The 4,790-nt window shown below is 68.7% G+C and carries 5 protein-coding genes; 3 read left to right on the forward strand and 2 right to left on the reverse strand.

Annotation, left to right across the window (positions count from 1 at the left end; translation table 11 throughout):
- Window positions 1-506 precede the first annotated feature (506 nt).
- Window positions 507-839, forward strand: a complete 333-nt coding sequence (locus IE271_RS40135) for a hypothetical protein (protein WP_190195366.1) — start codon at window positions 507-509, stop codon at window positions 837-839.
- Window positions 840-1,751: 912 nt separating this feature from the next.
- On the opposite strand, the gene IE271_RS43125 is transcribed toward IE271_RS40135, so the two are convergent.
- Window positions 1,752-2,117, reverse strand: a complete 366-nt coding sequence (locus IE271_RS43125; protein WP_229919965.1) for an STAS domain-containing protein — start codon at window positions 2,115-2,117, stop codon at window positions 1,752-1,754.
- 433 nt (window positions 2,118-2,550) lie between these two features.
- A complete protein-coding gene (locus IE271_RS40145; RefSeq protein WP_190195367.1) occupies window positions 2,551-2,892 on the reverse strand; it encodes an STAS domain-containing protein in 342 nt (113 codons plus the stop codon).
- 938 nt (window positions 2,893-3,830) lie between these two features.
- Between IE271_RS40145 and IE271_RS43130 the strand changes: the two genes are divergently transcribed.
- Window positions 3,831-4,463 carry a helix-turn-helix domain-containing protein gene (locus IE271_RS43130; protein WP_229919966.1) on the forward strand — a complete coding sequence of 211 codons (633 nt, stop codon included), beginning with the start codon at window positions 3,831-3,833 and terminating at the stop codon, window positions 4,461-4,463.
- Window positions 4,399-4,632: a MarR family transcriptional regulator gene (locus tag IE271_RS40150; RefSeq protein ID WP_229919967.1), complete on the forward strand. Its 234-nt coding sequence runs from the start codon at window positions 4,399-4,401 to the stop codon at window positions 4,630-4,632. The genes IE271_RS43130 and IE271_RS40150 overlap by 65 nt, the downstream gene beginning before the upstream one ends.
- Window positions 4,633-4,790 lie beyond the last annotated feature (158 nt).

The raw sequence follows: 4,790 nt of genomic DNA on the forward strand, positions 1-4,790 counted from the left end.
ACCCTGCGGACGCGACGGCGCCTCCGGCACCACCCGCTGGAACAGCTCCCACAATCCGTCCGGGACCAGACGCTCAACCATCAACACGGACTCAGGCTACCGCCAAGGCCAAATGAGATGACCTCTAAAAGTCTGGCGGTCCCGGCACCGGGCCGGCGCGCAACCCTTGAGGCCGGTCGGCTGCTGAAGCAGGCCGGCCTCGGGCGCGATCGGGAAGCACAGGGACGCAGCAGGGGGCCACCGGCGCCGTGGAGGACTGTCCGCGCAAGGGGTTCGGGCGTAGGCTGGCGGTAGTCCGTGAACCCTCGGTGGTCCGTTGCTACGGCGCCAGGTTCGGCATCACTCGGAGCGCAAGGAGCGCTCCTACGTCAGCGGCTGTGTTCCGCGGGATCCTAAAGGCCCGCCTCTTCGGCATCGCACGAGGAACCGCCGCGACTCGCGCCGTGAAAATGCTCTGGGTCGTCTCGGTTCCCTGGTGCGGTGCATGGCTGTGAGGACTTCCGGCCGTGTCCGACCACTTCATCGATGACCTCATGTTCATCACGCCCCTCGGCCACACTCCGGGGATCAAGCTCTTCGGTGAGGTCACCGCAGAGCACAAGATCCCCGTGACGCTGGCCGTGGTGCGCTGTGGCGAACAGCACCAGGAGGTCACCGTCGACCTCACCGGCATCCAGTACATCTCCCAAGCCGCACTCGAGGCCCTGGTCGACCTCGCTCGCGCCCTGCACCCTTCCCTGCATCTGACCCTGCGCGCCCGCCCCGACCTCGACCTCACAGGCCGGCTCGCCGCCCGCGGCTGGCACGGAGTGGAAAACCTCCAGATCAGCGAAGCCTAGACGGGGGCCGGCGCCCTGGCCCGGCGGTCGGCTGCTGCCTGGCACCCCTTAACGCGTTTCTCCTGGACTACGGGCGTGGTCCGGGAAGGATGTGGAGCCGGCCGCCCGCTGCCCGCGTCCCGTTCTCGCGTGGTCTGCCCGGTACGCGGCAGGCCTCCGGCCAAGGCTTGCCCTCCCCTACCGGACGCCCGCCGCGCCGTACAGCCCCCGTCCTGCGATGCCGTGGCCGGTCCCTCGAGGGAGACCAGTCACGGCGCGTCACCACCACGCGCGCACGAGCCGAGAGAACCGCACCGTGCCCCCCGTCTCCCCCGCCTCTGCGGCCGCATACGCGGCCAAGAGAGCGAAGCGCGTGATACCAGGATCAACAGGGATGGTCAGGGGGCAATCGGGGGGCGCTGTGTCTTTGGACTGCCCATGGTCTGGGCTGTGGTCCGGGTCGGCCCGTGCAGGGCCGGAGCCCCGTGGTCGCAGCGATCGCGGGGCTCCGCACCGATGCGCGGTCTAGCGGTGCGCAGTCAGAGGTACGCACCGCCCTGCAGGGCCGTGCACCGATGCGGAGTCTTCCCCCCGGTCGGCAACTCTAGGACCGGCACCAGCACCAAGCTCCCCAGCTGACGGCACTACCGCCTTCATGCATGGAATTGCATGCAAGTAGCGCGCACGAGGGCGTGCGCCCGCCTCTACGCGCCCGGGCGGGCGTGACCCGCCGTGCAGCGGGGGTGTTGGGCCGGTGTCGCGTGTCGGAACCCGGTGCGAGCTGCCAAGGGGACGCGATCAGCGAGGACCCGGCAGCAGGGCGTGCTACGGGCCCTCGCCTTCAGAGGGCCAGACGGCCACCTTCCACGCCCGGCCGCACCTCTGCCTGTCCGTGCCTCCTCGACGTCCGTGCGTGCCTGGTGGCGGGCGGGCTCAGACAGCGAGGGCGCGGTGCACGGTGGAGAAGCAGTCGAAGACCGTGGTCAGGCCGCTGAGTTCGAGGATGCGCTGCACGCAGGGCTGTATGCCGGCCAGGCGGACCCAGCCAGGTGTGTCCCGGGTGGCCCGGTACAGGCCGATCAGGGCGTTGATGCCGCTGGAGTCCATGAAGGTGACCCGGCGCAGGTCGACCACCATCCGGGCCGGGTACGCGGCCCGGCCGGCGGTGAGGACGTGGTGCAGGCGCCCGCAGGTGTGCATGTCGATCTCGCCTTGCAGACTCAGGACGGTGACACCGTCGTCGACGGTGCGGATGACGAAGAGCCGGCTGGGGCTTGTCGTGCCGTAGGGATCGCTCACGCGTGCCTCTGCAACGGTCGGCGGAGCATGCTGCCATGCCCCTGATGAAAACGGGCGATCCTTCGACCCTAAATGCGCGACGATCCCGCGCCCACCCTTCCTGCCTGCGGACAACCCATCCGGGCACGGAATATGCCCCGCATCCGCACGCACCCTGGGGGGGCGCGCAGGGAGCGGTGCAACCGGCCCCGCGTGACCGGTCGTACAAGCAGACCGTTGGACCGCACGCATCACGTGCATGACGATCCGATCCCCTACGGACCGTGCACACCCCTTGAGGGCCCGCGTCGGCCTCGGGCCCTCAAGGGGCCCTCTCCGCGCAGCCGCTCCAGCCCCTCCCCCGGACCTTTGTGCACGTACCGCCGGGGATGAACGCCCCCAGGGCTCACGCGCCGCATCTGCCCCTTCGGCTTATTTCAGCTGCGCGGAGCCGTCAGCGCTCGTGCCACGGGAGCTGCCGGTCCACGCCCGTCCCTGCGAAAGCGAGCCGCGCTATAGGGCTTGTCTGGGCGATGGTGACGTCGATGCCCACCGCCTTCATTCCTGCGCACAGGCCCGACAGCGCGAACGCGCTGTCGCCGCCGCAGTAGGAGACGTCCGCCAAGTCCAGCACCACCCCGCCGGCCCCGCCCTCCCCGTGTGCCAGTTCCGCGATCGCCTCGGTCAGCAGCCGCACCTCGTCCGGGCCCAGCTCGCCGACCAGGCTCATCCACACCGCGTCCTCGCCCGCCCTCACGTCGCGGACCACGAGCTCGAAATGCGGTTTCCGAATCATGATCGCCCCCTCCTGGATCAGCAAAAGGGCGAACTCCTCCTTACCCTCCGCCCCCTTCCAGCCTGGCAACGCTCCCGGCCGTCTGTCAGGCCACCGCCGCGAATACCCGCACAAAAGGGGCGCACGGCCACGGCGAACGCAACCAGCCGGCATGACCCGCCACCCGCACGGGTCGTTGGACACCCGGTCGCCTGCACGGCATCGCATCTGCAGCAGATCCGCCGTTGCTTGAATACTCCCGTACGGCTCGGTGCCAGAGTCGGCCTCCTTGCCTTTCTGCCGCCCCAGTCGTCGCCTCAACCGCAGAACAGCACCCCTGGTACGGGGCAGGCGCATGACGACAGGCGGAGGCACCTGAGCTGCCCGGCCCGCAAGGGCCGGGCAGCGGAGCCCACCCCTCACACCGGCCACGCCTGTTTCCGGCTACAGCAGGTACCCAGATGGCGGTGCAGCAGCAGACGTCCCTCAGGGGCACCCCGAGGACCGGAGCGCTTGCGCGAGGACCGCAGGGCCGCCCGTACGGACAGTGCCCTTGGCGGGTTCCTTCCGATGTATATAGAACGCGCAACCCCCGCATGCCTTTGACCTGCACAAATACAGGAATGATCGGTACTGCAGGATGCTCATATCGGCATCCTGCAGTACCGATATGAGCATCCTGCGGTACCGATATCGGCATCCTGGAATGCCGATACATGACGTTAGGAGTCATGTCGCCAGCGGTCACCGAAGGAATCCCAGGGTTCCTTCGGCGACCGCTGGCGGCACGGTGACGTGCGGCGCAAGCGGAGGAACCGTAGGGTTCCCTCAATGACCACTGACGACATGTCGCCGGTGGTCGGCGAGGGAATCGCCGGGTTCCCTCAGGTACCACACACGACATGTCGCGCGTGGTAATCTCCCGCGTGTCATGGAAACACCCAGGTCAGGGGTCGTACGTGCCAAATCAGGGGCGCAGTGGACGCAGCCGCGAGCTGGTCAACACCGCGACCGGAGAGATCCATGAGCTGTGGGAGCCGGACGAGGGCGGTCCGCGGCGGGCCTACAACCTCGGAGGCCGGTTCGGGCAGTTCTCCTTCACGCGTGTCCTGGAGATGCTCAAGGCGGAGTCCGGGATCACCGGAGACGACTTTCGCGTGTTCTTCTACTGCGGGATCATGACGTATGAGAAGGGCGGCGCCACGGCGAAGGAGGCCGCCGAGTTCCTGGGGCTGACCCCGCAGGCAACGAGGAGGATCGCCAAGAAGCTCGCCGAGAACAAGATCTTCCTGGTGGCCGAGGTGATCGGCCGGACGATCAAGTACCGGGCGAGCCCCCACATCATCTCCAGCCTCACCGGGGCGGAACAGGCCGAGGAGGCCGCCGCCTATCACCTGCCGACTATGCCGGGGCGCTCCGGCGCAGCATCGAAGGGCCAGACCCATGGCACGCAAAAGCCCGTATCCCGAGCTCGACGCACTGCAGGGGCGCATAAGCGAGCTGTCGCACCTGAAGCAGAACGTGCTGATGACGTACGCGATCCTGGGCGGTCTGGAGCACAGCGTCGAGCGTACGGCGGCCGAGCTGGCTGAGCGGATGGGCGTGCCCGCGCCCCACTTCTCGCGCGCCCGCCGGGAGCTGGAGGCGGCCGGCTGGCTGGAGTACACGCACAGCGAGGGGCAGATCAAGTTCTTCCGGCTCGGCGAGGCGGCAACCGGCCGGGATGTCGTGGTGCCGCTGCACAACAGGCCGACCGGCTGACGCCGGCCCCTCCCGCCGCACCGCGCGATGCCGCATACAAGCGCGGCGCGACACAGCAGAAACAGTGGTGCCCCGGACCGCCCGTCCGGGGCACCACCGCTGTACGGGCCAGCGGCTACACCTCGATGTAGGCGACCACGACGACGGTGCACAGCGCG

The organism is Streptomyces minutiscleroticus (assembly GCF_014650875.1).
GTDB classification, from domain to species: domain Bacteria; phylum Actinomycetota; class Actinomycetes; order Streptomycetales; family Streptomycetaceae; genus Streptomyces; species Streptomyces minutiscleroticus.

Excerpts from the sequence above, each read along its gene's own strand:
- IE271_RS40145 (WP_190195367.1), bottom strand. The coding sequence starts at position 2,892 with ATGATTCGGAAACCGCATTTCGAGCTCGTGGTCCGCGACGTGAGGGCG.
- IE271_RS40150 (WP_229919967.1), top strand. The coding sequence starts at position 4,399 with ATGACGTACGCGATCCTGGGCGGTCTGGAGCACAGCGTCGAGCGTACG.